Consider the following 747-nt stretch of genomic DNA (forward strand, 5'->3'; position numbering starts at 1 on the left):
AGTCAGCTTCTTCGACGGCGCCACCCTCCTCGGCACAGCAACCCTGACCAGCGGCATCGCCACCCTCACCACCTCCACCCTGAGCGTCGGACCCCACTCCCTCACCGCCGTCTACAACGGCAGCCCGAACTTCACCGGTTCGACGTCGCCCGTCGACGTCCAGACGGTCACCCAAGCCGCCACCACCACCGCGTTGACCTCGGCTCCGGATCCGTCCGTCTTCGGACAGCCCAAGACCCTCACCGCCACCGTGACCGCGGTACCACCAGGGGCGGGTACGCCGACGGGCACAGTCAGCTTCTTCGACGGCGCCACCCTGTTGGGCACAGCAACGTTGACCGGCGGAGTCGCCACCTTCACCACCTCCACCCTGGGCGTTGGGTCGCACTCCCTCACCGCCGTCTACAACGGCAGCAGCAACTTCACCGCATCCACCTCACCCATCGACACCCAGACCGTCACCCAAGCCGCCACCACCACCGCCCTCACCTCCGCTCCCGACCCCTCCGTCTTCGGACAGCCCAAAACCCTCACCGCCACCGTCACCCCCGTACCACCAGGAGCAGGCACGCCGACGGGCACAGTCAGCTTCTTCGACGGCGCCACCCTCCTCGGCACAGCAACCCTGACCAGCGGCATCGCCACCCTCACCACCTCCACCCTGAGCCCAAAACCCTCACCGCCACCGTCACCGCGGTGCCGCCAGGAGCGGGTACGCCGACCGGAACCGTCAGCTTCTTCGACGGC

At 68.3% G+C, this 747-nt stretch carries 1 protein-coding gene; it reads left to right on the top strand.

The window, feature by feature from the left end:
* The coding region (locus IF11_RS37450) for an Ig-like domain-containing protein (RefSeq protein WP_211266775.1) at positions 1-747 on the top strand (747 nt) is incomplete at both ends.

It is taken from the genome of Streptomyces scopuliridis RB72 (assembly GCF_000718095.1).
Lineage (GTDB): Bacteria > Actinomycetota > Actinomycetes > Streptomycetales > Streptomycetaceae > Streptomyces > Streptomyces scopuliridis.